This is a genomic window from Streptomyces sp. NPDC020898, assembly GCF_044333925.1.
Lineage (GTDB): Bacteria > Actinomycetota > Actinomycetes > Streptomycetales > Streptomycetaceae > Streptomyces.
Genome location: NZ_JBIRRV010000013.1, coordinates 72,884 through 95,853, shown reverse-complemented (window position 1 = coordinate 95,853; position 22,970 = coordinate 72,884). Strand labels below are relative to the sequence as shown.

General features: G+C 70.2%; 22 protein-coding genes. 9 read left to right on the top strand and 13 right to left on the bottom strand.

The window, feature by feature from the left end; translation table 11 throughout:
• The first annotated feature begins 153 nt into the window (after positions 1 to 153).
• Positions 154 to 1,197, top strand: a complete 1,044-nt coding sequence (locus ACH4TV_RS33445) for an alpha/beta fold hydrolase (protein ID WP_398404777.1) — start codon at positions 154 to 156, stop codon at positions 1,195 to 1,197.
• 91 nt (positions 1,198 to 1,288) lie between these two features.
• Here the strand turns inward: ACH4TV_RS33445 and ACH4TV_RS33440 are convergent, their stop codons facing one another.
• The 3 genes from ACH4TV_RS33440 to ACH4TV_RS33430 are packed head-to-tail and all read right to left on the bottom strand — an operon-like array spanning position 1,289 to position 3,694.
• Positions 1,289 to 2,461, bottom strand: a complete 1,173-nt coding sequence (locus ACH4TV_RS33440) for an MAB_1171c family putative transporter (RefSeq protein ID WP_398404775.1) — start codon at positions 2,459 to 2,461, stop codon at positions 1,289 to 1,291.
• Between the two features lie 13 nt (positions 2,462 to 2,474).
• Complete coding sequence (locus ACH4TV_RS33435; RefSeq protein WP_398405141.1) at positions 2,475 to 3,005, bottom strand: toxin-antitoxin system, toxin component; 531 nt, start codon at positions 3,003 to 3,005, stop codon at positions 2,475 to 2,477.
• 32 nt (positions 3,006 to 3,037) lie between these two features.
• Entirely contained in the window at positions 3,038 to 3,694 is a 657-nt protein-coding gene (locus ACH4TV_RS33430; protein ID WP_398405139.1) for a helix-turn-helix domain-containing protein, read from the bottom strand.
• 230 nt (positions 3,695 to 3,924) lie between these two features.
• Here ACH4TV_RS33430 and ACH4TV_RS33425 point away from each other — a divergent pair, with 230 nt between their 5' ends.
• The gene (locus ACH4TV_RS33425; RefSeq protein ID WP_398404773.1) at positions 3,925 to 4,596 is read left to right on the top strand and encodes a hypothetical protein; all 672 of its coding nucleotides are present in this window, start codon (positions 3,925 to 3,927) and stop codon (positions 4,594 to 4,596) included.
• Positions 4,597 to 4,668: 72 nt separating this feature from the next.
• Here ACH4TV_RS33425 and ACH4TV_RS33420 read toward each other — a convergent pair whose 3' ends face one another.
• The 7 genes from ACH4TV_RS33420 to ACH4TV_RS33390 all read right to left on the bottom strand — a co-directional run bounded on the left by ACH4TV_RS33420 (position 4,669) and on the right by ACH4TV_RS33390 (position 10,435).
• A complete protein-coding gene (locus ACH4TV_RS33420) occupies positions 4,669 to 5,490 on the bottom strand; it encodes an ABC transporter ATP-binding protein (protein ID WP_398404771.1) in 822 nt (273 codons plus the stop codon).
• Between the two features lie 26 nt (positions 5,491 to 5,516).
• Positions 5,517 to 6,296 (bottom strand): ABC transporter permease, encoded by a 780-nt coding sequence (locus ACH4TV_RS33415; protein ID WP_398404769.1) that lies wholly within the window; start codon positions 6,294 to 6,296, stop codon positions 5,517 to 5,519.
• Entirely contained in the window at positions 6,293 to 7,066 is a 774-nt protein-coding gene (locus tag ACH4TV_RS33410) for an ABC transporter permease (RefSeq protein ID WP_398404767.1), read from the bottom strand. The genes ACH4TV_RS33415 and ACH4TV_RS33410 overlap by 4 nt, the downstream gene beginning before the upstream one ends.
• Entirely contained in the window at positions 7,063 to 8,034 is a 972-nt protein-coding gene (locus ACH4TV_RS33405; protein ID WP_398404765.1) for an ABC transporter substrate-binding protein, read from the bottom strand. Before ACH4TV_RS33405 ends, ACH4TV_RS33410 begins: the two co-directional genes overlap by 4 nt.
• A 222-nt stretch (positions 8,035 to 8,256) precedes the next feature.
• Positions 8,257 to 9,192 (bottom strand): PDR/VanB family oxidoreductase, encoded by a 936-nt coding sequence (locus tag ACH4TV_RS33400; protein WP_398404763.1) that lies wholly within the window; start codon positions 9,190 to 9,192, stop codon positions 8,257 to 8,259.
• Positions 9,189 to 9,374: a hypothetical protein gene (locus ACH4TV_RS33395; RefSeq protein WP_398404761.1), complete on the bottom strand. Its 186-nt coding sequence runs from the start codon at positions 9,372 to 9,374 to the stop codon at positions 9,189 to 9,191. The genes ACH4TV_RS33400 and ACH4TV_RS33395 overlap by 4 nt, the downstream gene beginning before the upstream one ends.
• Positions 9,371 to 10,435 (bottom strand): Rieske 2Fe-2S domain-containing protein, encoded by a 1,065-nt coding sequence (locus tag ACH4TV_RS33390; RefSeq protein ID WP_398404759.1) that lies wholly within the window; start codon positions 10,433 to 10,435, stop codon positions 9,371 to 9,373. The genes ACH4TV_RS33395 and ACH4TV_RS33390 overlap by 4 nt, the downstream gene beginning before the upstream one ends.
• 322 nt (positions 10,436 to 10,757) lie before the next feature.
• On the opposite strand from ACH4TV_RS33390, the gene ACH4TV_RS33385 reads away from it, so the two are divergent.
• From ACH4TV_RS33385 to ACH4TV_RS33375, 3 genes are all read left to right on the top strand, one after another.
• Positions 10,758 to 13,550 (top strand): AAA family ATPase, encoded by a 2,793-nt coding sequence (locus ACH4TV_RS33385; protein ID WP_398404757.1) that lies wholly within the window; start codon positions 10,758 to 10,760, stop codon positions 13,548 to 13,550.
• Between the two features lie 199 nt (positions 13,551 to 13,749).
• Positions 13,750 to 14,736 carry an NADP-dependent oxidoreductase gene (locus ACH4TV_RS33380; RefSeq protein WP_398404755.1) on the top strand — a complete coding sequence of 329 codons (987 nt, stop codon included), beginning with the start codon at positions 13,750 to 13,752 and terminating at the stop codon, positions 14,734 to 14,736.
• Positions 14,737 to 15,024: 288 nt separating this feature from the next.
• Positions 15,025 to 15,204, top strand: a complete 180-nt coding sequence (locus ACH4TV_RS33375) for a hypothetical protein (RefSeq protein ID WP_398404753.1) — start codon at positions 15,025 to 15,027, stop codon at positions 15,202 to 15,204.
• A 177-nt stretch (positions 15,205 to 15,381) separates the two neighbouring features.
• Here the strand turns inward: ACH4TV_RS33375 and ACH4TV_RS33370 are convergent, their stop codons facing one another.
• A complete protein-coding gene (locus tag ACH4TV_RS33370; protein ID WP_398404751.1) occupies positions 15,382 to 16,896 on the bottom strand; it encodes an amidohydrolase family protein in 1,515 nt (504 codons plus the stop codon).
• Between the two features lie 34 nt (positions 16,897 to 16,930).
• Positions 16,931 to 17,842 carry an HAD family hydrolase gene (locus ACH4TV_RS33365; RefSeq protein WP_398404749.1) on the bottom strand — a complete coding sequence of 304 codons (912 nt, stop codon included), beginning with the start codon at positions 17,840 to 17,842 and terminating at the stop codon, positions 16,931 to 16,933.
• A gap of 397 nt (positions 17,843 to 18,239) precedes the next feature.
• Between ACH4TV_RS33365 and ACH4TV_RS33360 the strand changes: the two genes are divergently transcribed.
• On the top strand, positions 18,240 to 18,707 hold the full coding sequence (locus ACH4TV_RS33360; RefSeq protein ID WP_398404747.1) for a MarR family winged helix-turn-helix transcriptional regulator: 468 nt from the start codon (positions 18,240 to 18,242) through the stop codon (positions 18,705 to 18,707).
• Positions 18,708 to 18,788: 81 nt separating this feature from the next.
• Positions 18,789 to 20,063 carry an amidohydrolase family protein gene (locus ACH4TV_RS33355; RefSeq protein ID WP_398404746.1) on the top strand — a complete coding sequence of 425 codons (1,275 nt, stop codon included), beginning with the start codon at positions 18,789 to 18,791 and terminating at the stop codon, positions 20,061 to 20,063.
• Between the two features lie 459 nt (positions 20,064 to 20,522).
• Here the strand turns inward: ACH4TV_RS33355 and ACH4TV_RS33350 are convergent, their stop codons facing one another.
• Positions 20,523 to 20,705, bottom strand: a complete 183-nt coding sequence (locus tag ACH4TV_RS33350) for a hypothetical protein (protein WP_398404744.1) — start codon at positions 20,703 to 20,705, stop codon at positions 20,523 to 20,525.
• A 96-nt stretch (positions 20,706 to 20,801) separates the two neighbouring features.
• Here ACH4TV_RS33350 and ACH4TV_RS33345 point away from each other — a divergent pair, with 96 nt between their 5' ends.
• Both ACH4TV_RS33345 and ACH4TV_RS33340 read left to right on the top strand, forming a co-directional pair.
• The gene (locus ACH4TV_RS33345) at positions 20,802 to 21,752 is read left to right on the top strand and encodes an NmrA/HSCARG family protein (RefSeq protein WP_398404742.1); all 951 of its coding nucleotides are present in this window, start codon (positions 20,802 to 20,804) and stop codon (positions 21,750 to 21,752) included.
• Between the two features lie 160 nt (positions 21,753 to 21,912).
• Positions 21,913 to 22,929: a helix-turn-helix domain-containing protein gene (locus ACH4TV_RS33340; RefSeq protein ID WP_398404740.1), complete on the top strand. Its 1,017-nt coding sequence runs from the start codon at positions 21,913 to 21,915 to the stop codon at positions 22,927 to 22,929.
• Positions 22,930 to 22,970: the final 41 nt, after the last annotated feature.

Here is a 22,970-nt window from a genome sequence, read left to right as displayed (position 1 = left end):
CAACGCGGCTTCGTTCCGCTTCGGTTCGCTCGCTTAGCGGACGCGAAACCTCCTCGAAACGCCTTGTGAGAATGGGGTTCTACGCTGGGGGAAAGTGTTTTCAGCAAGGAGTTCAGTGGGTTCAGCGCAAGGGCAAGCGGGGAGGCGAGTGGCGTGATGGACGTCCCGCGTCACGGTCCGGCACGCGCCGTACGGCTGCGTCCGGTCGGCGACGACGAACTGGAGCTGCGGTACCGCGTCGTACACGGGTACCGCCGCGCCTTCCGGATGGCGGGCGAGGGCCCCGCGCTCGTCCTGATCCACGGTATCGGGGACTCCTCGGCGACCTGGGCCGAGCTGATCCCCGACCTCGCCCGCAGCCACACCGTGATCGCCCCCGACCTGCTCGGCCACGGCGCCTCCGACAAGCCGCGCGCCGACTACTCGGTGGCCGCCTACGCGAACGGTGTGCGGGATCTGCTCACCACCCTCGGCATCGAGTCCGCGACGCTCGTCGGACACTCCCTCGGTGGTGGGGTGGCCATGCAGTTCGCCTACCAGTTCCCGGAGCGTACCGAGCGGCTCATCCTGGTCAGCGCGGGCGGTGTGGGCCGCGAGGTCAACCCGGTCCTGCGGGCCGTCTCGGTGCCCGGTGCCCATCTCGCGCTGTCCGCGCTGCGGTTGCCGGGGATGCGGCTCCAAGTGGGGCTCGTGGTGCGGTTGATGAAGCTCCTGGACACCGATCTGGGGCAGGACGCACCCGAGTTGCTCACTCTCGTCGACGCGCTGCCCGACGAGACGTCGAGGAACGCGTTCATCCGTACGCTGCGTGCGGTGGTCGACTGGCGGGGGCAGGTCGTGACGATGCTCGACCGCTGCTATCTCACCGAGGGCATGCCGACGATGCTGCTGTGGGGCGACCGGGACAGTGTGGTGCCGGTGCGGCACGCGTACGGGGCGCACGAGGCGATGCCAGGGAGCCGGCTGGAGATCTTCGAGGGGGCGGGGCATTTTCCGTTCCACAGTGATCCGGCGCGGTTCGTTTCGCTTGTCGAGGAGTTCACCGGGGGTAGCGCGCCGGCGGACTGGAGTCGGGAGCACTGGCGGGAGCTGTTGCGGGAGGGGAGGCCTGCCGGCGCGGTCGGGGAGGCTGACAGTGCTTACAGCCAGGCGGTGGAACGGGAGTTGAGGGAGGCGAGTGAGCGTAGTGCGACGTAGTTTTTCGGGTGCGGGTCCGTTGTGGCTGGTCGCGCAGTTCCCCGCGCCCCTACAGGGGCGCGCCCCGCGTGCCGTACTTGAAGGGGCGCCCCTAGCCTGTCTTCTCCCGTATCTCCGCCACCACCGGTGATCTGCGCAGGGCGATGGACATGCCGACCAGGTCGCGGGGGCCCTCGGTCGGCGAGGTGGGGTCGGCGGTTGTCGTCGCCGCGGTGATGACCCTGCCGTCCGGGTCCGCCGCGCGGGCCCGCAGTGCCGCTGTCACCATGGCCGCGTCGGCCTCCGCGCGGGCGCCGGCGGGGGAGGAGCCCGTGGCGAGGGCGGCGGTGTAGGCCCGTGTTCGTAGGGCCGGGTCGAAGTACGGGTACAGGCTGAGCATGCCGTCGTGGATGTCGGACTCGCGCTGGGTGACCTGGAGTTCGGCCGGTGACCACCAGGCGATGCGCACCGCACGGTCGCCGTGGCCCGACAGGGGGCGCAGCTCCCGCCACAGCGGGCTGAGGCGGCGGTACGTCGACCAGGTGTTCCACACGTCTCCGACGCGCTGGAAGGCGAGCGGGATGCAGAAGCCGGCCGCGGTGACGACCTCCGCGGCGGCTGCCAGGGCGGGGGCGACGTACGTGCTCAGATAGTCGAGGTCGCCGCCGTTCCAGCGGGCGACGACGGCCGTCAGCTTGGTCGCCGCGAAGGCGATGTTGCAGAAGAAGCCGGCCACGATGACGAGCAGTCCGACACGCAGCCAGCCGTGCACCTGGAGAGCCCAGGGCCAGCACATCATGTTCATCGCGATGTTCGCGACCGTGAGCGCGACGAGGTACAGCACGATCATCTCGCGGATGAACGGTGTGTCGGCGTAGTAGGTGTCGAAGTCGCGCAGGCGCTGCTCGGGCGTGTTCCCGAGGGCGAACAGGGCGGCCGTCGCCACGATCACCACGGCGTACCCGGCGATCCAGCGGCGGGAGGCGCGCCTGCTGGCCTCGGGCGGGCCGCCGCGCCAGTTGATGATCAGGACCAGGCAGGAGGCGCTGAAGGCGCTCAGCAGGCAGTACACGACCGGTGCCGAGATGTTCGGGACGCCGGTGACACGGTTGACCCAGTCGATGGTCGGTGGGGCCGCGAAGAGGAACACCAGCACGGACAGCAGAAGCAGCGCGTACACCGACCGCAGCAGTGGGTCGCGCCAGGCGAGCAGTACCGTCCGGCCCTTGAGGACGAGGACGATCACCATCGCGAGGCACGGCACGTAGTAGCTGGAGTCGTTCACGCCGCGCGCCGCTTCAGCGCTGCGGCCCGCGGTAGCCGAGGGAGGCCTCGATCCGGCCGGCGAGCTGGTCGCGCCGCGCGGGCCTGCGCTGCGCCGAACCGGCAAGCCACGTACGGCACTTGCTGGCCAGCAGCAGGCCGAAGCTCTCGGCCTCCTGCTCGTCCGCGAGGTCGGACCGGGTACGGGCGGCCACCTTCCGGACCGTCGCCCGCAGGTCCGCGGTGTCGCTGAGCAGCCGGGCGGCGACCGCGGCGCCGTCGACATGGTGACCGCAGTGTCCGGCCTGCATGTGCCACAGCTCGTGGCCCAGGATGACCAACTGGTGATCGGGCGCGGTGCGTTCCTCGACCACGATGAGGTCCTGGTCGGACATGTCGAGCCACAGCCCGCTGGCCGTGCCGGGTGGGAAGGGCGCCGCGCGGAACAGGACGGGACGGCCGCGGCGTCTGCTCATGGCGTCACACAGCGCGGCATAGAGGTCGGCGGGCTCCGCCGGTACCGGGAGTGTCAGCTCCGCCACCAACTCGCCGCACAGGCGGCGCATTTCCTTGCCGATGCTCACAGTCATCCCTTGGGTCACGACTCCGGCCGCTTGACGCTCTCCAGAAGCATGTCCAGCCACTCGGCGACCTTGTCGCGGTGCTGGTCGGAGGGCAGCTGCGCGGCCCGCCAGGCGATTCCGCGGACGCCATGGTCCTGCAACAGCCGTTCCAGCGGGTCGTAGGCGGCTGCCGCCGCCTCGCGCTCACGGTCGGCGAGCTGCTGGAGGAGCTCCTGCTCGGAGCGCTGCAGGGCGCCCGCGAGCGCCTCGGGATCCGCCGCGGTGAGGAATCCGGCATGCACTCTGAAGAAGCGCTGGATGGCGTCGCAGTGTTCCATCGTGGGCCGCCGGTCGCCGTTGATGAGGGCGCCCGCCTGCTGGCGCGACATGCCGGCGCCGTCGGCGATCTCCTGCTGTGTGTACTTACGGCCGTTCGGCTTGAGCCGGGTGCGGCGCAGCAGGCCGAGACGCTGGAGGAACCGGGCCTGAAGGTCGGGCTCGCCGGCGCTCTGTCCGCTCAGCAGGGCCTTGACGACGCTCTCCGGGACGCCCGACGCGGCGGACAGGCGTCCGGTGTGGAAGACCTCTGCGTGCGCCACGCCGATCCGGTCCGCGAGCACGGTGACGCGGGCCACGACGGCCGGCAGCAGAACCGTCGCCGTGGCGCCCGGAACCTCGAAGCCATCCGTCACCGACAGGTCTCCTAGGTCTTCTACGTCTTCGGTCTTCATCGTCAATTGCCGTGAACTGCCCGGAGAGACTAGCGGGTTGTTCGAACTCACATCCAGCTCTCGCCACATCTGTGGCCAGATTCAGCCGTCAACGGGCATGAAATGCCACGATAGTTGACACGGCTCATGACGGGGCAGCAGGATCAAGGCGCCGCGAGAAGGCCGCATAGGGCAAGAGGGGTGACCTCCCGATGGCATTTCAGGCAGGAGGGCAGCGGCCGGCGCCGCGGCCCGTCCCCGAGAGTCCCGAGGCCCAGGCGTATCTGCGGGACTACGCCACGCTCCTGGAGGCCGTTCCCTTTCCCTCCGTCGTCCTCGACCACCGCTGGGACGTGGTCCTCTCCAACGCCGCGTTCGAGACACTTTTCCGGGCGGTCGGCCCGCATCCCACGGCCATGCCCGGCGACAACTTCCTCCGCTTCGTCCTCTTCCACCCGGACGCGGGCACCGTCCTCGGCGATCACGAGTCGAGCTGGTGCCTGCCGATGCTCGCCCACTTCGCCGCCGCGGTGGAACGGGACGCCCAGGACCGCGGCCTCCAGTCCATCCGCCGGGACATCGCCCAGGACCCGATCATGGAGGCCGCCTACCGGCAGGGCCTGCCGCACTGGATCCGGGCCGTCGGCACGGAGGCCGTCCAGCACGACGGGGCCGTACGCCCGCTGCTGCACCCCGACCCACGCTGGGGCGCCACCGAGTGCCGCGTCGTGGGCGAGACCACCAAGTCCCTTGAGAACCTGGGCTATACGAGGCTGACGCTGGTGCTCCGCGAGACGCGGCGCCCGGCGGACGCCGTGCGCAGACCACGCCGCCCGCGGCGCTCGGCGAGCCACCTGAGCGTGGTGCCGGACCCGGAGGCGTGAGACGGGACCTGGCCCCGGATCCGCCGGCGTTCAGGTCGCCGACGGCGCCGGGGCCACCGCCCCGTCACCGGCTCAGATCCTGTCGGTCCGGTCCTCGACCCCGTCCGACGGGCCGGACGTTCCACGCTTGGCCCGCTGGATCTGCTCGTACACATGTGTGCGCAGCTCGGCGAAGCGCGGGGCGACCCTGGTGTGCAACTGGTCGCGCTCGTCAGGGAGATCGATCTTCAGCTGCTCCCGTACGACGGTCGGGGACGCGGACAGGACGATCACCCGCTCGCCCAGGTACACGGCCTCGTCGATGTCGTGCGTCACGAACAGGATCGTGATCCCGCGCTCCCGCCACAGGCCCCGTACGAGGTCCTCCAGGTCGGCCCGCGTCTGGGCGTCGACGGCCGCGAACGGTTCGTCCATCAGCAGCACGTCCGGCTCGTAGGCGAGGGCGCGGGCGATCGCGACCCGCTGCTGCATACCGCCGGACAGCTGCCAGGGGTATGCCCCGGCGGCGTCCGCGAGCCCGACCGAGTGCAGCGCGTCCTCGACCAGTTCGCGGCGCCTGGCCTTGGTCAAGTCCTTCTGCCTGAGCGGCAGTTCGACGTTGTCGCCGACCCGCATCCAGGGGAACAGACTGCGGCCGTACTCCTGGAAGACGAACGCCATCCCGGGCGGCGGACCGTTCACCGGCCGCCCGGAGAGGGTCACTTGGCCCGCCGTCGGCGCCAGCAGCCCACCCATGCACTTCAGCAGCGTCGTCTTGCCGCAGCCCGACGGCCCGACGAGACACACGAGTTCGCCCGCCTCGACGGTGAAGGTGAGGTCCCGCACCGCCTCGACCCGGCGCCCGGAACCCTCGTAGACCTTTTTGAGTCCGGATACATCGAGAAGCGCGCCCATGGACCGCCCTTTCACGTTCGAGAGGCTCATTGCGACCGCCGGGCCGAGGCGCGCAGGCCGTGGTACCAGCCGAGCACGCGCCGCTCGACCAGCTGGAAGACGACGGAGAGGACGAAGCCGAGCAGGCCCAGGACGAGGATCCCGGTCCACATGTCCGGTATGGCGAAGCCGCGTTGGAACTGCACGATGGTGAAACCGAGCCCGTTGCTGGCGGCGAACATCTCACTGATGACCATGAGGATGATGGCGATGGACAGCGCCTGGCGCAGCCCCGCGAAGATCTGCGGGCTCGCCGAGCGCAGCACCACGTTGCGCAGCCGGGCGGTGCCCGTGATGCCGTACGAACGTGCCGTTTCGGCCATCACCGGGTCGACCGCGCGCACGCCCTCGACGGTGTTGAGGAGGATCGGCCAGACACAGCCGCTCGCGATCACCGTGATCTTCATGGTGTCGTCGATGCCCGCGAACAGCATGATGACCGGGATCAGCACGGGCGCCGGTATCGCCCGCAGGAACTCCAGCACCGGTTCGCACAGGGCCCGCACTCGTGGGTACGAGCCGATGACCGTGCCGAGGGCCACGCCCGCCACTGCCGCGATCGCATACCCGGCGGCCAGCCGCAGCACGCTGGGCAGCACGTCGGCGCGCAGCCGTTCGGAGGTCCAGACGTCCGGGAAGGTCGTGAGGATGGTCCGCAGGGGTGGCCAGAAGGGGTTCGTGTTGTCGTCCGACGCGAGCCACCAGAGCCCGAAGAGCACGAAGGGCAGGGCGACCACGAAGAACAGCCGGAGCAGGAACCGCCTCACACCATCACCTCCCCGCGCACCGACTGGTGCCAGGCCAGCGCCCGCCGCTCCACCGTACGGGCGCCCACGTTGATGACCAGCCCGAGCAGCCCGGTGACCACGATGAGCGCGTACATCTCCGGCACCGCCTGCGAGTTCTGGGCGACGGCGATACGCGCGCCCAACCCCGGGGCGCCGATGACCAGTTCGGCCGTCACCGTGAGGATCAGCGCGACGGCCGCGGCCAGGCGGACCCCGGTCATGACGTACGGCAGGGCGGTGGGCCACAGCACATACCGGATCCGCGCCCAGGTGCCGAGCCCGTACGAGCGGGCCGTCTCGTCGGCGACCGGGTCCAAGTCCTGGATGCCGTAGAGGACTTGGACGAGCACCTGCCAGAAGGAGGCGTAGACGACCAGGAGCAGGACCGAGCGCAGTTCGCTGCCGTAGAGGAGGACGGCCAGCGGGATCAGCGCGACCGACGGGATCGGGCGCAGGAACTCGATCGTCGACGCCGTGGCCTCGCGCAGATACGGCACGACGGAGATGACGACCCCGACGACGATGCCGGCGCCCACCGCGACGGCCAGCCCCAGCGCCCAGCCGGTGAGCGTGTCGCCGAGCGCCGTCCAGAACGCGCCGTCGGACAGCTCGTCGCCGAGGGCGCCGGCGATCCGGCCGACGGGCGGGAAGTACGCCTCCTTGACGAGACCGAGCCGCGGCACCGCCTCCCCGAGGGCGAGGAAGGCCGCGAGCCCGGCAACGCCGAGGAGGGCGTTCGTCCCCCTCACGGCAGCAGCTTGTCCAGGTCCGGGGTCTGCTTGAAGAGCCCGTCCTCCTCGCCGAGCTTCATCAGCGCCTCGATCGAGGCACGGTTCGCCTCGGCCGGCCACTTCGGGAGGGTCACCTTCGCCAGCACGTCCGCCGGGATCTTGGTGTACGTCGTGATGGCCTGGCGGGCCTCGTCCGGGTGGGCGTCGGCGTACGCGAGGGACTCGGCGGTCGCCTCCTGGAACTTCTTCACCAACTCCGGGTTCTGCTGGGCGTACTGGGACGAGGTGAAGTACATCGCGACGGTGCAGTCCGGCGCGACGTCCACCAGCGGCCAGCCGATCTCGCGGCCGCCCTGGCTCTTGACGGTCGCGAGGGCGGGCTCGACCACCTGGGCGGCGTCGATCTGCCCGCCGTCGAGGGCGGCGGGCATCTGGTCGAAGGCGAGCTCGACGAACGTCACCTTGTCCGGGTCGCCGCCCGCCTGGCGCACCGCCTCGCGCACCGAGGTCTCGTTGATGTTCTTCAGGGTGTTGACGGCGACCTTCTTGCCCTCAAGGTCCTTCGCCGACTTGATGGGGCTGTCCTTCTTCACGGTGATCGCGCTGAAATCCTTGCCCGCCACGCCCGTCGACGCGATGCCGTTGACGACGGCCTTCACGGGCACGTTGTTGGACTGGGCGATCATCAGCGACGTCACGTTGCTGAAGCCGAACTGGAACTGCCCGCTGACGACACCCGGCACGATCGCCGCGCCGCCCTGCGCGAGGGTCAGGGACAGCTTGATCCCACGCTCGCTGAAGAAGCCCTTCTGCTGGCCGAGGTAGAGGGGCGCGACGTCGACGATGGGGATGATGCCGACCTTGAGTGTGGTGGTGCCGCCGGACGACGCGGTGCCGCCCGGCGAACCGGAACCCTCCGACGACCCGCACGCCGTCGCGGTGATCAGAAGCGTGGCGGCCGTGAGGCCGGTGAACAGACGACGCAAGACTCCTCCTGTGGGACCGATCCTGGTGCTCCGACAGGTTGTGCCAAGTGGTGGAGAATGGTGGGGAGTTGTCCGCAGACAGCACAGACGTGCTCAGTCGTTCTCTGCGGGAACGTAAAGCCCCGGGTGAAGCAAGGTCAAGGCCTTTCCGTGCACAGTAGCCGCCCCGGTGCGGGACCGGGGCGGCTGGACGGTGGCTACGGGGTGACTACAGGATGGCTGCTACAGGTCGAGGACGAGCCGCGGGCCACGGCACCGGGACACGCAGATGAGCATCGTCTCGCCCGCCTCCCGCTCCTCGTCCGAGAGCACCGAGTCCCGGTGGTCCGGGGTGCCTTCGAGCACGTCGGTCTCACAGGTGCCACAGGTGCCCTCCGTGCAGGAGAAGAGCACCTCGACCCCGGCGCCGCGCACGGTGTCCAGCACGGACACATCCACGGGCACGGTCAGCGTACGGCCGCTGCGCTGCAGGACGACCTCGAACTCGCTGTCCTCACCGCCCTGTCGGTCCTTCGGCGCGAACCGCTCGACGTGCAGCGCACCGCCCGGGCAGACCGCCTCCACCGCGTCCAGAAGCGCCCCCGGCCCGCAGCAGTAGACGAGGGTGCCCTCCGGCAGTCGCCCGACCTCCGAGTCGAGGTCCAGGAGCCCGGTCTCGTCCTGCGGAGCGAACGTGACCTTGTCCCCGTACCGCCCCAACTCCTCGGTGAACGCCATGGAGTTGCGAGTGCGCCCGCCGTACAGCAGCGTCCACTCGGCGCCCGCGGTCTCGGCGGCGGCGAGCATCGGCAGGATCGGGGTGATGCCGATCCCGCCCGCGACGAAGCGGTAGCGGGGAGCCGGCTTGAGGGCGAAGTGGTTCCGGGGCCCGCGCACCCGCACCTTGTCGCCCAGCCCCAACTGGCCGTGCACGTACGCCGATCCGCCACGCCCGTCCGGCTCACGCAGCACCGCGATCCGCCACGCCGACCGGTCGGCCGGGTCGCCGCACAGCGAGTACTGGCGCTCCAGCTCCGGCCCGAGCACGACGTCGATGTGGGCGCCCGGCTCCCAGGCCGGCAGTTCGTCGCCCAGCGGGTGCCGCAGGGTGAGCGCGAGCACACCGTCGGCGGCCGACTCCCGCCGCTCGACGACGAGTTCGGCTTCGTACACGCTCATGAGCTGTTTCCTTGCGCCTGATCGCCCTGGGGTTCGTGTCCCTGCGGGTGGGAGAGCATCCACTCCCACATCTCGATGGGGTCCTGGGAGCTGTGCTCGCGGCCGCAGTGACAGGTGCCGTGCAGGACGTCCGTGCCCGGCAGCCAGGCGATGCGGTAGATCTCGCCCGTCGGGCTGCTCACAGGACCTTCTCCACGGGCTTGTCGCCCTCCTCGACCAGCCGGGCGAGGATACGGCGGGCGGCGAGACCACCGGTGTCGATGTTGATGCTCAGCTCCTGGTACCCGGACCGCTCCGAACCCAGCGTCTTCTGGAGCAGGTTGAGCGCGTCGACGTCCTGCATGACGACCGTGTGGTTGTTGCCCTTGAGGAACTCCGTGACCTCCTCGTCCTCGGTCGCCCAGTCCCGCGAGACCATCCAGAAGTCGTACACCTTGCCGTCGGCCGACGGCGTGATGGCGTACGTGATCTCGGTGTGGAAACCGTTCGGGTCACTGCCGTCGGCCTCGGGCAGGACACCCACCGGTGCGATCCGGCTGTGCAGCAGATACAGGCACGGCGCGTGGTACTCGATGTCCTGCCAGCGCGTGATCCGCCCCTCGATGCCCGTCGACTTGGCGTAGAACGGCGGGCACTCGGCGTCGTCCATGTGCCGGCTCACCCGTACGATGCCGGCGCCCTCGTCGACCTCCGTGGTGATCGGCGTCTCGGCGACCTCGGGGGTGCCGATGTAGCCGCCGTGCAGATACGTCTCGTGGGAGAGGTCGAGAAGGTTGTCGACGAGCAGCCCGTAGTCGGCGTCGATCGGCTCCATGCCCTTGACGGTGGTCCAGCCGGGGGAGTCGAGGTGCTTGGCCCGCGGGATGGTGTCCGGGTCGGCGAGGGCGGGGTCGCCGATCCACACCCAGATCAGGGCGTCCTGCTCGACCACCGGGTAGGAGGCGACACGGGCCGTGCGCGGCACGCGTTTCTGCCCGGGCACGTACACACACGTACCCGTCGTGTCGTACGTGAAGCCGTGGTACCCGCACACGATCCGGTCGCCGTCGAGGCCGCTCGCGGAGAGCGGGAAACGACGGTGCACACAGCGGTCGTGCAGGGCGATCGGCGTGCCCTCGCCCTCGGTGCGATAGAAGACGAGCGGCTCACCGAGGATCGTCCGGCCGAGCAGCTCCCGCCCCACCTCGTGACTGTAGGCGGCGACGTACCACTGGTTCCTGGCGAAGGCGGTGGTGTGAGGCATGGGGTTCCCGTCCCTGTCGGCGAGGCGCCGTCGCCCCGCGTGCCGTGTTGGACTCAGGGTCCTGGCGCGTGCGGTGGCTCGGCAAGGCGGCTTCCGTCAGACGGAAGGGCTTCCGTGAAAGGGCTGGTCAGCGATCCAGTCGGCCTTCAGGCCGTTGGACCGCCCCGACACCGGCCCGCCCATGCCTGCTCACGTCCGGCTCGGGTTTCCTGACGCCGCAACAGGTCGGATCTATGGCGCCTGTCCTGGACACGTTCTCCCTGGTCATGAGCGATGGAGGGACATCCGGCACTTGCCCTTACCCAAGGTATTCTTGGGCCGCATGGGAGACGCCCGGTCAACATGGTCAGGGGACTTCCGTCCGGTTGCGGGCGGCAGTTGTACACGGCTGATAGGCCGGCGCCATGAGCGCGAGGCCCTCGGCGCCCTCGTGGACGCCGTTCGCGCGGGGGAGAGCCGGGCGCTCGTCGTCAGCGGTGAGCCGGGTGTCGGCAAGACGGCGCTTCTGGACTGGCTGGTCGACGAGACATCGGGTGTTCGCGTCGTGCGCGCCACCGGTGTACAGGCGGAGATGGATCTGCCGTTCGCCGCGCTGCACCAGCTGCTGGCGCCCACGCTGGACCGGCTGGATCGCCTGCCGGCTCCGCAGCGCGACGCTCTGCGCACGTTCTTCGGTATCAGCCCGGGGAAGGCGCCGAATCGCTTCTTCGGAGGCCTGGCCGTCCTGGGCCTGCTTGCCGACGTCGCCGAGGAACAGCCGCTGATCTGCGTCATCGACGACGAGCAATGGCTCGATCGGGCCTCGGCACAGGTGCTCGCGTTCGTCGCCCGCCGTCTGGAGAGGGAGTCGGTCGGGCTCGTCTTCGCCACCCGTCGGCCGAGCCGGGACCTCGCGGATCTGCCCCAACTCGTCGTCGAGGGGCTGAAGGACGAGGACGCCCGTGCACTCCTCGACTCGGTGGGTACCGGCCCGCTGGACGAACGGATCCGCGACCAGGTCATCAACGAGACCCGCGGCAATCCGCTGGCCCTGCTGGAGCTGCTGCACGGGATGTCGCCGGCGGAGATCGCCGGCGGTCTGGGGATACAGGGCGGTGCCAGGCCCCTGTCGAAGAAGATCGAGGAGAGCTTCCGGCGCCGGATCGACCCGCTCCCGGCCGAGCTCCGGCGCCTGCTGCTCCTCGCGGCCGTCGACCCCGTCGGCGATCTGACGGTGCTGAGCCGGGCGTCCGCGCTGCTCGGCGTCCCGTGCGAGACCATGACCGCGGCGCTGGAGACCGGCCTGATCGAGGTCAGCCCCCATGTACGGTTCCGGCACCCGCTGGTCCGCTCGGCGCTGACCAGCTCCTCCTCACCGCAGGAGATCCGGGACGCACACCGCGCACTGGCGGAAGCCACCGATCCCCAGCAGGATCCCGACCGCCGCGCCTGGCATCGCGCCCTGGCCGCGACGGGGCCCGACGAGGACGTCGCCGAGGAACTCGAAGGCTCCGCCGACCGCGCACTGGCCCGCGGAGGCCTCACGGCGACGGCGGCGTTCCTCGAACACGCCGCGATCCTGACACCGGATCCCGCGCGCCGCGCGCAGCGCATGCTCACGGCAGCCTGCGCCAAACTCGACGCCGACGCCCCCCTCGACGCGCTGAGGCTGTTGGAGGTGGCCGAGGCGGGTCCGGCGGACGCCCTGCGCACGGCCCAGGCGGAACACCTGCGCGGCCGGATCGCGCTGGAGCAGCAACGCATGCCCGAGGCGGCTCGGATCCTTCTCGGCGCGGCCCGGCTCAGGGAACCGTTCGATCCCGCCCTGACGCGCGAGATCTACCTGGAGGCGCTGGTGTCGGCCGTGATGGGCGACGCTCTGGACGGCGCGAACAGCTTCTCCGCGGTGGTCGAAGCCGCGCGCAACGCGCCTGCCGCTCCCGAACCGCCGCGCGCGGTCGACGTGTTGCTCGACGCCTGGCTGGCACGGGCCACGAAAGGGTACGCGGTGGCGGGGCCGATGCTCGCCGAGGCACTGCGCATGATCAGCGGGCCGGACGGCGACGCGGGCCGCCGGCTCGTGAGCGGCAGAGCCGCGGTCGTCCTCGCCATGGAACTGTGGGACGCGGAGGCGTCGTTCACGATCGCCACGCTTCAGGATCGGGTCGCTCGCGGGACGGGTGCGCTGGGGCAGTTGCGGGTCGCACTGAACGTCCTGGGCCTTGGGCAGGTTCTCGCCGGAGAGTTCGCGAGCGCGCGGGAGGTGATCGCGGAGTACTGCATTCTCACCGAGGCGACGGGCAACCCGTACTTCCCGTTTCCCGAGATGATGCTGATGGCGTGGCGCGGGCAGGAGACGCGGGTGCGGGAACTGGCCGAGGTGAGCCGGCGGGCGGTGCCTGATCAGGGAAACGGGGCCGTCATGCCGTTCGTGGGCTGTATGAACGCGATCCTCCACAACGGCCTCGGCCGCCACGGTGAGGCGCTCGTCGCCGCCCGGAAGGTGTTCGAACAAGACCCGTGCGGACTGGGACCGTTCGTCGTGCCCGAGCTGGCGGAGGCGGCGGCCCGCACCGGTGACCGAGGGACCGTCGACCACGTACTGGAATGGCTGTCCGAGCGCACGCGTACGGCGCCGACGGACTGGTCGCGCGGGATCGAGGCCCGGCTGCGTGCCTTCCTCGCCCAGGGGAGTGACGCCGAGGGGTTCTACCAGGAGTCGATCGAGCTCCTCGGCCGTACCCGCATTCGGGTGGAACTCGCCCGGGCGCACCTCCTGTACGGCGAGTGGCTGCGCCGGGAGAAGCGGCGGGCCGATGCGCGGGAGCAACTGTCCACCGCCCACGACATGCTGGCGGCGATGGGCGCCGATGCCTATGCCAACCGGGCACGACGCGAGTTGCTCGCCACCGGGGCCACCGCTCGCAAACGCACCGACGACAGCAGGAAGGAACTCACGCCGCAGGAGGCCCAGATCACCCGACTCGCCCGTGCGGGCCTGTCGAACGCGGAGATCGGTGCGCGGTTGTTCATCAGCGCGCGTACGGTCCAGTACCACCTGCGCAAGGTCTTCTTGAAGCTCGGCATCAGCGCACGCGGTCAGCTCGACGCCGTACTGCCGGACGACGGGAACTGACGGGAACTGACGGGAACCAGCGTCCTGGGTCGGTTGATCCGCATCTGATACCGGCCGCGCGCCTGCCGGCCGGAGGCACCCGGTGGCGGTCGCTTGATCATGACTGGCCATCAGGACTGTGCACTGGCTGATACGAGTGTCCTGCTGCCGGGACGAGACTCTGCCGCGAGGACGGCCCCACCCGTCCGCGAGGAGAGTCATGCGCGCGGTGATCGTGAACGGCTACAGACAGACGCCGGTCCTGGGCGAGGTGCCCACCCCACGGCCGGGACCCCGCCAGGTGCTGATCAGGCTGCGGACAGCGGCCGTCAACCCCGTCGACCGCAGGCTCGCGCGCGGTGACTGGCGCATCATCTACCCCGGCACCTTCCCGATGGTGCTGGGCACCGACGGCGCCGGCGTCGTCGAGACCGTCGGCGAGGGCACGACCCGGTTCGCTCCCGGGGACGTGGTCTTCGGGCAGCTGATGATCCCTCCGATCGGGTCGACGGGAACGTACGCGGAGTACGTCGCCGTCGACGAGGACGCGCCGATCACGCGGGTCCCGGACGCCATGGATCTCGACGTGGCCGCGGCACTGCCGACGATCGGCATGACCGCTCTCGGCGTGACGGCCACGCTCGCACCGCTGCAGGGCAGGACGGTCCTGATCGTGGGCGCCCGGGGCGGAGTCGGCTCCATGGCGACCCAGTTCGCGGTCAGGGCGGGCGCGCACGTGATCGCCGTCGCGCCGGGCACCGCCGCCGAACGGATGCGCCGCTACGGCGCCGCCGAACTCATCGACCCCACGGTGGTCTCCCTGCCGGAAGCGGTGCAGCAGGCGCACCCCGACGGCATCGACGCGCTGATCGACCTCGTGAGCGACACGGACCGTTTCACCTCGCTGGCCAAACTCGTCCGCCCGGGCGGCTCGGCGGTCACGACGAGGTTCGTGGCCGATGTGGGCGCACTCGAGGCCGTGGGTGTCACCGAGACCAACTTCGTGCTGTCGGCCTCGGTCAGCCTCCTCGACCGTCTCGCGGAAGCCGTCGTCACCGGATACGTGGACCCGCCGCCGATCACCCGGATCCCGCTGGAGGATGCCCCGGCCGCCGTGAACGGCACCGTACGAGGGGCGACCGAGGTCAAGACCGTCATCACGGTACGCACCAGCATCGGCGGAGCCAGAACACGGCGAGCACGGTGACCGGTCGTCAGACGGCCGCATAGCCGGCCGAATGCCCCTCCGACAATCTCGCAATCTCGCCGTTCGCAGAGGAGTGCCATGCCCTTTCCGTCGCGCGGGGAGCCCTGCGCCCTGCCCGCCGGAGCAGCGGCGGTTACTGTCGCGTCCGCCGAACCTGTCGGCCCGGAACCACGGCTCACGCTCGTCATGCCGCTGTGGGACGCGGCCACAGCGCACCGCCTCACACCCCCGCCCCCACGGACCGGGAGGGCACGGCGGTGCTGGAGATGCTGTTCAGGGGCCCTCGCGGTGACCATGGCCGTCTATTTCGGCCTGCTGACCCTGACCGCGAAGAACGGCTCCGCCCACGGAGTCGAGCGGGTGGCAAGCGTCGGAAAACGCGCGGGCCACTCCTGGGAGACATGGCTGCGGGGCTGCTCGGCGTGCCACGAGGACGAAAGCTGGAACGACCCGCGCCCGCCGCGGTGATGCCGGCCGGGGCCGGGCAGCGGATCGTCCTCTCGCGGTCTGCTCCCGCGGCCGACTCCTCCCCCTTGCCCTCGCGCGTCGTCCGTTCCGGAGCCCGCTGACGGTCACGGCAGACCGCACTGCCGAACGTGTCCGAAGGCAGCCGCCCCTGTCGCCGGGGACGGCCGGCCGACGGGTTCAGCTACGAGGCGGGTCGATGAACTGCTGCCAGGCTGTTTCCCCGACGGCGCCACGGATGTGGTCGCGCGACGCTTCGGCGAGTCGTCGCGCGCGTGCGAGGTCGAGCCCGATCAGCTCACCGCGGTGCTTGAGCACCCGGCCGCCCACGATCACGGTGTCGATGTCCCCGCGCCCCGCCTGGAACACCAGGTGCCCGACGGGATGGTTCACCGGTGTCATGGACGGCGTGTCCTGCCGGAGCAGGACGAGGTCGGCGAGCTTGCCCGGGGTGACGGAGCCGATCCGGTCGGCCATGCCCAGCGCCTCGGCGCCGCCGAGCGTGGCGTAGTGCAGGACGTCGGCGGCGCGCAGGTCGTGGCTGGTCACCTGCTCGCCGCGGGCGTGGGCCCGCAGGAAGGTCAGTCCGCGTTCGGCGCTGAGGGTCGCGCGCATCGCGGAGAACATGTCGCCGCTCCACCACACCACGGTGTCCATGGACAGGGAGATGGGAATGCCGAAGCGGCGGGCCGCGCCCGTGGGTGGGTAGCCCTGCCCCGCGTTGAGTTCGCTCTCCGCCGACAAGGACAGGAAAGCTCCGCTGTCGGCGATCCGGCGGTAGGAGTCGTCGGTGAGGGTGGCGGCGTGGACGAGCGTCGTGGTGGGGCCCAGGAAACCGTTGTCCGCCAGGTGGGCGATGAGTGCGTCCGGGTTCAAGCCGAAGATTCCGGCGTGCATGGTGACGGGCAGGCCCTGCTGCCTGGCGTGACGCAGGGCGGCATCGGCGGGGGAGGGATCGTCCGACGGCAGGTCCAGGGCCAGTTGCATGGTCACGAGTTGGTCGTCGCTGCTGAACCGCGCCGCCCGGATGCGCTCGACCTCGCCGCTGGTGACCCAGGAGGTGTCGAAGCCGAACCGGCCGTACGCCCACCGCGCCCGCCCGGGCACCGCCGTCAGCGCGTCGACGGCGGCGTCGGCATGGGCGGGCGTGGAGCTCCCGTGGGACCAGTCCACGACGGTGGTGACGCCGTCGGCCACCGCCTCGACCATGCCGAGGTGGTTGCCGGCGTAGACGTCTTCGGGGCGGAAGCGGGGGAGCAGGGCCTGCATCGCACCGAAGTAGTTGTCGAATGTCCAGTCGACGCCGATGCCGCGCAGTGCCGACTGCCACATGTGGCGGTGGGTGTCGACGAAGCCGGGGATCAGCAGGGCACCCTTCGCCTCGATGACCGCCGCGGCCCGGGGCGCGGCCAGTCTCCTGCCCACGGCCTTGATCCTCTTGTCCACCACGAGGACATCGGTGTCCGGCAGGATCCCGCGCGTTCTGTCCATCGTCACGACGGTGGCGCCGCGGATCAGCAACGGCCGCCCCGCGGGGAAGCGGGCGGGCTCGGTCACGGCCGCCGTCGCGGCCTGCGCGGTGGCGGGCAGCCCGGTGGCCATCGCGGCACCTGCCGCCGCCACCGTCCCGGCCAGAAGACTCCGGCGCCCGACGGACGAGGACCTGATCCCGTGAACAACCATGTTCTCAGCCATGCTCGTGTTCCCTTCAGTGGGTGGGATCGTCGTCTCAGTCGGTGGAACCGTCGTCGCGGCCCCGGACGGTCCACACCGAGGGGATGTGCCGGGACGGTCGGCGGACGAGCGGCTCGACGAACCGTTCCAGCACTTGGGCGACGCCGTCCTCGTCGTTGGTGGGCACGCGATGATGTGCGGCCCGCAGGACGTCCGGATGGGCGTTGGCCATGGCGTACGAGTGACCCACCGCGGTGAGCATGGGCAGGTCGTTGGGCATGTCGCCGAAGGCGGCGATCTCGTGGCTGCCGACGCCGAGCCGGCCGCTCCACGCGAGCAGCGTGCTGGCCTTGGTGACGAGGGGTGCGCTGAACTCCACCAGAGACAGTCCGGTGGAGTAGGTGGTCTCGGCGCTGCTGCCCGCGGTGCGCCGAGCCCGCTCGTAGAACTCGTCGAGGGGCAGCGTCGGATGGTGGGCGAGGATCTTCAGTACCGGCCTGCCCGCGATACGGGTGAGGAGTTCCCCGGCGGTGCCGACCGGGTCCGTGTCCTCGTCACCGTACGACCAGGTCGGGTAGCCCGGTTCGTGGCCGAAGCCCCCGTCGTACTCGACGGCGAAAGCGGTCCCGGGCAGCGCATGGCGCACGCGCGAGATGAGGCGGGTGGCCGCCAGGGGCCGGATCGGGGACACCTGCGCCAGGGTTCCGTCAGGGGTGTGGACGGCCGCGCCGTTGGCGGCGATGACGAAATGCGGTCCGACGGTGGCCAGCAACTCCGGTACGGAGCGCGGCGGGCGGCCCGTGACCAGCACCACGCGGATCCCGGCCTGCTCGGCTGCCGCCAGGGCGGCCCGGGTACGGTCCGACAGCGTTCCGTCGCTGCGCAGCAGCGTGCCGTCAAGGTCCGTCGCGATCAGTTTCGGAGAGACGACAGGGACAACGAGAGGCACGGCGGGGGCGGTTGCCATGGGGGGCACCCTTCGGGATCGACGGACTGAACACGTGTGGTTTGCTGCCTTGCGGACACGGGTGCCTCGCTCCGATCGACAGCCTCTGGCATCGCGCCATCGACGGAGTCGCGCCGGGAGGGATACGCGAAAGTCTTCGCGTTCGAGCACGGGGCGGCGCTGGTGCCGCCCGGTACTCGGTCTGTCGTTACGCTCCGGTGGTCTCGTGGGAGACGGGGGTGCTGAGGAGCGGCATCTCCCAGGCGAACGCCACACGGCCGGTCTTCGGGAACTCGCTCATGGGATCTCCGCCAGTTGCGTGGAACAGGCAAGATGTTGATGTGTCATGTTGTTGCGACGCGTCTACTAATACGCCGACCCTGGATGATGTGTCAACCATCGTCTAGAGTGGGTTTGCATGGAAGAGGAAACACGCTGGCTCACCCCGTCCGAACAGCGCGCCTGGCGCGCCTTCATCGGAGTACACCAGAAACTCCCCGGCGCGCTGGCGCGCAAGCTGCAGGCCACGGGGAGCCTGTCCACCGCCGACTACCTCGTACTCGTGGCCCTTACCGATGCGCCCCACGGCAGGCAGCACTTCCAGGAACTGGCCCAAGCGGTGGACTGGGAGCGCAGTCGCATGTCCCACCATCTCAGCCGTATGAACAAACGCGGTCTGGTGACACGTGAAGACTGTCCCAAGGACGCACGCGGGGTTCACGTGATCGTCACAGCCGCCGGCCGCGCGGCCATGGAAGGTGCCGCGCCCGGGCACGTCGCCGCCGTGCGCCGGCTGGTCATCGACCCCCTCGGTCCTGAAGAGCTCGACATGCTCACTCATCTCTGCGAAGGCATCCTCGGCCGGTTGGAGGCGGATCCACCCTGACGTCTCACCCGTTGGCCGCCTGTCCATGGCGGGCGGCCAGCGAGCCATTGACATATCAACTGTTGATGCATCATCGTGTTCTTGATCGTCCTGCCCGGCCGCGTCGTGGGCGCTTCTGCTGCCGCGGCGGCGTTGTTCGGGCATGATCCGCCGCGAACTCCCCAAGGGCACATGATGCAGAGCGCACTTCAGGTACTCAAAGCCGGGCAAGTCTTCGACGGCGTCCAGGCCAGAGGGCCCGGCATGGTGATGATCGAGAACGGCCTGCTCCGGGACGTGGACTTCACGGGAGCGGCCCCACCGGAGTACGCCACGGTCACCGACTTCGGGGCGGATGCCTGGCTGCTTCCGGGACTGGTGGACGCGCACGTTCACCTGTGCTGGGACGCGAGCATGGACGCCGTGGACCACGTCACGAACGACGACCCCGGCACCATCCTCGACACCGCCCGTACCGCGGCGGCGGCCGCGCTGCGGACCGGCGTCACCACGGTCCGGGATCTCGGCGACCGCGACTACCTCGCCCTTGCTCTCCGCGACCAGGTGCCGCCCACCCAGCGCCCCGAGATCGTCGCCTCCGGTCCGCCGATCACCACCCTTGGCGGCCACTGCCACTTCCTCGGCGGCGAGGCCGAGGGATCCGACGCGCTGCTGGCCGCGGTGCGCGAGCGGGCCGAGCGTGGATGTGACGTGGTGAAGGTGATGGCCGGCGGTGGCAGCATGACGCCCGGCTCCAACCCCCTGCACCAGCAGTACGGTTCGGCCGATCTGCGGCTGATCGTCGAGGAGGCGCATCGACTCGGGCTCACCACGGCCGCGCACGTCCATGCCGCCGACACGATCGGGGATGTGATCGACGCCGGCTTCGACACCATCGAGCACTTCACCTTCATGACCCCCGACGGTGCCGGACTGCGGGACGACCTGCTCGACCGGGTCGTGAAGCAGCGGATCTTCGTCAGTCTCACGTTGGGAGAGGCGCCGGGGACGCCGACGCCGCCACCGGCCATTGCCGCCCGCATCGAGGCCCTGATCGGCGTCTTCACCAAGGTGATCGCTTCGGGCGCACGGATCGTCGTCGGCACTGACTCGGGCATCGGGCCGTCAAAGCCGCACGACGTCTTTCCGTCCGCGCTGGTGCAGCTCGCGGAGCTGGGCATGCCCACCTTCGACGTGTTGCGTTCCGCGACGACCGAGGGCGCTGAAGCAGTGGGCCTGGCCGGCCGCAAGGGGGTACTGCGGCCCGGCGCGGACGCGGACGTCCTGGTCCTCGGCAGCTCACCCGTCGCCGACCTCTCCGCCCTCACCGACCTCCGGGCCGTGTACCGGGCCGGCCACCGACTGCCTGGGAACTGAGCGCGCGCCTCCTCGCCCCTCCAACTGACGATCCCGGCAACCCGACCTTCGTGCACATGCCCGCCGATCAGGCGGCACCCGCATGAGGGGCACCCATTGGGCACTCACTACGGAAGGGTCTGTCAGCGCTCACCACTCGGAAGTTTCCCTTCCCGACTTGCGGTGCAGCCCTTCATGGTCGTCCAGCAATGGTCGGCCCCGTCTCCCGTCCGCGCTCTTCACGAACGGTGGCCTGCGGGCGGCGCCCGCCGCTGCGTTGTCGTCGGAGTCCGCGCCGGTGGCGCGGGAAAGCACGAACCGCCCGGGAACCGTGCGGGGTTCACGGGCGGTCGCCCAGTGCCGTAGCCGGGCGTTACGGCGTGACGGCCAGCATGGTGCGGCCCACGGCCTGGGACCCGCCGCCGTACTCGACGAAGCCGACGTACGGCTCGCAATGGACCGCATCCGGCCACGCCACCGTCAGTCCGGACGGGGCGTCCTCCGGGACGTGCAGTGGGATCTTCGCGGCGGCGTCACCGGGGGGCGCGGGGAGCCCGACTGGTCCTCGCCGGTGAGGATGCCGGTGATCTTCTCGGCCTCGTACAGCTCGGCCCGAGCGGTCAGCTCACCGCAGAAGACCTCGCGGCCCACCGAAACGATCATGGCTTGATCCGGCGACTCTGGGTTGATGCGTCAACTGGTGTGCGATAACGTAGTTGATGCATCAACAACGAGCCTCTTCTGACAAGGACCCCCCTCATGAGCAACAAGAAGGTCATCGCAGTCGCCGGAGCCACGGGTGCGCAGGGTGGCGGGGCCGCTCGAGCGATCCTGGCCGATCCGGAGTCGGGCTTCACGGTGCGCGCGCTCACCCGGGACCCCGAGTCGCCCGCGGCCAGGGAGCTCGCGGCGCTCGGGGCCGAGGTCGTACGGGCGGACTTCGGCGACGAGTCGACGGTGCACAAGGCGTTCGAGGGTGCCTACGGCGCCTTCCTCGTCACCAACTTCTGGGCGCACGGTTCGGCGGCACAGGAGTTCGCGGAGATCGAGGTTCTGGCCCGGGCCGCTGCGGCCACCGGACTGCGGCACGTGGTCTGGTCGACGCTGGAGGACACTCGCGTACTGCTGCCGCTGGAGGACAGCCGTATGCCGGTGCTGCAGGAGAAGTACAACGTGCCGCACTTCGATATCAAGGGTGAGGGCAACGAGCTGTTCAGCCAGGCCGGAGTACCGACCACCTTCCTGAACACGACCTTCTACTTCCAGGGCTTCCTGCAGGGCCTCGGCCCCCAGCGCGGCGAGGACGGCGTACTGGCGCTGAACCTGCCCCTGGAGGACGGCAAGCTCCTGGCCGGGGTGGACGTGGCGGACATCGGCCGGACGGCCTTCGCCATTCTCAAGGGCGGCGAGAGCTTCATCGGCCAGACGGTCGGCCTGGCCGGCGACCATCTGACCGGTGCGCAGTACGCCGCGAAGTTCGAGACCGCGCTCGGCGAGCCGGTGCGCTTCCAGGCAGTGCCCTACGACTACTTCCGCACCCTCGACATGCCGGTGGCCGCCGAGCTCGGCAACATGTTCCAGTACTACGGCGACTTCGACCGCGAGTTCACCGGCGCCCGTGATCTGACCCGGGTGCGGGAGATCAACCCGGCGCTGAAGAGCTTCGACGCCTGGCTGGCCGAGAACGCCTCGAAGTTCGAGGTGAACTGACTGGCGCGACCCCCTGCGCCACGGCGCCGAGGTCGCCCGCCTGGACCGCTTCGACATCTGCACCCCCGACATCCCGGCCGCGTACGCGCACAACCAGTCCCTCGGCTTCGGCTGCTCGGAGACCATCGAGGGCGACGAGCACGAGCCGTACGCGGCCTGGATGCACCGCAAGCAGACCGTCCACGACATCGCCTTCACCGGCGGCGCCGGCCCCCGCCTGCACCACCTCGGCATCGCCGCCCACGGATCCCGCCAAGTCCTGCGCTGCGCCGAACTGTTCGGCTCGATCCGCAAGGAACACCACGTCGAGCGAGCCGGAGAGCTTCGAGCAGGACCGGGACGGCGTCACCAGGGCGCCCAGTGCCAGGTCACCGGAAGCGTGGGGGCGGCGTGTGGTCCAGTCGCTCAGTTCTTGCAGGTCGTTCCGCACGCGTCGGTGGCGACCGAGGGAATCGACACCTTTCTGGGGGTGCTCCTGGCCGGAGAGGTGACGATCGAACAGAGCGGCCGCGAATGCGCCCTGTCTCCGGGCGACTTCGTCCTCTACGGCGGCGGGCGTCCGTTCCGCCTCGACCTCGGCCACGACTACCGCTGGTTCCTGACGGGACTCGGCCCCGGCACGAGCAGGCTCCTGCGGCACACCCCCGACGCGATGGTCGCCCAGGGGTTCACCGGTTCCCCCGGCGGCCGGATCCTCTCCTCGATGCTCGTCGAACTCGCCGACCGGGGTCATCGCCTCGGACCGGTGTCGAAAGGGGAGATGGGCGAGCATGTGACCGGCATCCTCCGGACCCTCGTCCGCGAGCACGCGGGCCGGCACATGCCCCCTGTTCACGCGCACCGGCTCCGGCATGTCCTGGAGCACATCGACCGGCACCTGGCCGAGGAACTCCCGCCCGCCCGGATCGCCGCCGCGCACCACATCTCGGTCCGCTCCCTGCACGCCCTGTTCCAGCAGCGGGGCGAGACACTCGGCGACCACATCCGGCGACGACGACTGGACCGCACCCGCCAGGACCTGGCCGACCCCGGCCTGGCCCACCTTCCGGCCTACGCCGTGGCGGCCCGTTGGGGCTTCACCGACCCGAGTTACTTCGGCAGAGTCTTCAAGGCCGCATTCGGTGTCTCCCCGCGGGAGTTCCGCCGGTGGCCGCTTCCCGGCGCCGCCGAAGAGTGACCGCTTCCGCTGCCGTCAGGAAGCGATCAGGGATCGGCTGC

Excerpts from the sequence above, each read along its gene's own strand:
- ACH4TV_RS33425 (WP_398404773.1), top strand. The coding sequence starts at position 3,925 with ATGGCATTTCAGGCAGGAGGGCAGCGGCCGGCGCCGCGGCCCGTCCCC.
- ACH4TV_RS33400 (WP_398404763.1), bottom strand. The coding sequence starts at position 9,192 with ATGAGCGTGTACGAAGCCGAACTCGTCGTCGAGCGGCGGGAGTCGGCC.
- ACH4TV_RS33345 (WP_398404742.1), top strand. The coding sequence starts at position 20,802 with ATGAGCAACAAGAAGGTCATCGCAGTCGCCGGAGCCACGGGTGCGCAG.
- ACH4TV_RS33340 (WP_398404740.1), top strand. The coding sequence starts at position 21,913 with ATGCACCGCAAGCAGACCGTCCACGACATCGCCTTCACCGGCGGCGCC.
- ACH4TV_RS33370 (WP_398404751.1), bottom strand. The coding sequence starts at position 16,896 with ATGGCTGAGAACATGGTTGTTCACGGGATCAGGTCCTCGTCCGTCGGG.
- ACH4TV_RS33365 (WP_398404749.1), bottom strand. The coding sequence starts at position 17,842 with ATGGCAACCGCCCCCGCCGTGCCTCTCGTTGTCCCTGTCGTCTCTCCG.
- ACH4TV_RS33390 (WP_398404759.1), bottom strand. The coding sequence starts at position 10,435 with ATGCCTCACACCACCGCCTTCGCCAGGAACCAGTGGTACGTCGCCGCC.
- ACH4TV_RS33435 (WP_398405141.1), bottom strand. The coding sequence starts at position 3,005 with ATGCGCCGCCTGTGCGGCGAGTTGGTGGCGGAGCTGACACTCCCGGTA.
- ACH4TV_RS33380 (WP_398404755.1), top strand. The coding sequence starts at position 13,750 with ATGCGCGCGGTGATCGTGAACGGCTACAGACAGACGCCGGTCCTGGGC.
- ACH4TV_RS33420 (WP_398404771.1), bottom strand. The coding sequence starts at position 5,490 with ATGGGCGCGCTTCTCGATGTATCCGGACTCAAAAAGGTCTACGAGGGT.
- ACH4TV_RS33385 (WP_398404757.1), top strand. The coding sequence starts at position 10,758 with ATGGGAGACGCCCGGTCAACATGGTCAGGGGACTTCCGTCCGGTTGCG.
- ACH4TV_RS33350 (WP_398404744.1), bottom strand. The coding sequence starts at position 20,705 with ATGATCGTTTCGGTGGGCCGCGAGGTCTTCTGCGGTGAGCTGACCGCT.
- ACH4TV_RS33360 (WP_398404747.1), top strand. The coding sequence starts at position 18,240 with ATGGAAGAGGAAACACGCTGGCTCACCCCGTCCGAACAGCGCGCCTGG.